1 rRNA gene and 1 pseudogene (1 of these 2 only partly in view) are annotated in these 922 nt (G+C 69.1%); both read left to right on the top strand.

Annotated features, from left to right (window positions below):
• Nucleotides 1-922 (top strand): annotated as a pseudogene (locus G9E11_RS16790) (beta-eliminating lyase-related protein); the annotation flags it as partial.
• A 5S ribosomal RNA gene (gene rrf, locus G9E11_RS21695) occupies nucleotides 908-922 on the top strand (it continues 97 nt past the right edge of the window). The pseudogene G9E11_RS16790 and the gene rrf, both read left to right, overlap by 15 nt.

The following is a 922-nucleotide window of genomic DNA, read 5'->3' as shown; positions in this document are numbered from 1 at the left end:
CGAGATGGAAGCCATCTCCTGGCCGGAGTTCGCCTCGATCCACCCGTTCGCCCCGGACTCCCAGACCGAAGGCTGGCGCGAACTGATCGATGGTTTGGAAGCCGACCTTGCCGAGATCACCGGCTACGACCAGGTGTCCATCCAGCCGAACGCCGGCTCGCAGGGCGAGCTCGCCGGGCTGCTGGCCATCCGCGGCTACCACCTGTCCCGCGGCGATGACCAGCGCAACATCTGCCTGATCCCGGCCTCGGCGCACGGCACCAACGCCGCCTCGGCTGTGCTGGCCGGCATGAAGGTCGTCGTCGTGGCCACCGCCGCCGACGGCACGATCGACCACACCGATCTGTACGCCAAGATCGAGGCCAACAAGGACGCCCTGTCCTGCATCATGATCACCTACCCGTCCACGCACGGGGTGTACGACGCCGACGTCCGCGAGGTCTGCGACGCCATCCACGCCGCGGGCGGCCAGGTCTACATCGACGGCGCCAACCTCAACGCGCTCGTTGGCCTGGCGCAGCCGGGCAAGTTCGGCGGCGACGTCTCGCACCTGAACCTGCACAAGACCTTCTGCATCCCGCACGGCGGCGGCGGTCCCGGCGTCGGCCCCGTGGCGGCGAAGGCGCACCTGGCCCCCTTCATGCCCGGCGATGCGGCCACCTGGACCGAAGGCAACGGCGTTCCGATCTCCGCCTCACGCTTCGGCTCCGCCGGCGTGCTGCCCATCTCCTGGGCGTACGTGAAGCTCATGGGCGGCAGCGGCCTGACCGAGGCCACCAAGTCCGCGCTGCTCGCCGCGAACTACGTTGCAGCCAGCCTCAACGACTTCTTCCCCGTGCTCTACACGGGCGAAGGCGGCCTGGTGGCACACGAGTGCATCCTCGACCTGCGCGAACTCACGGCCAAGACCGGTGTGACCGCC

The organism is Arthrobacter ipis (assembly GCF_014694315.1).
In the GTDB taxonomy this organism is placed as follows: domain Bacteria; phylum Actinomycetota; class Actinomycetes; order Actinomycetales; family Micrococcaceae; genus Arthrobacter; species Arthrobacter ipis.
The sequence above is the reverse complement of the archived record's forward strand: the minus strand, read 5'-3'. Positions and strand labels throughout refer to the sequence as shown.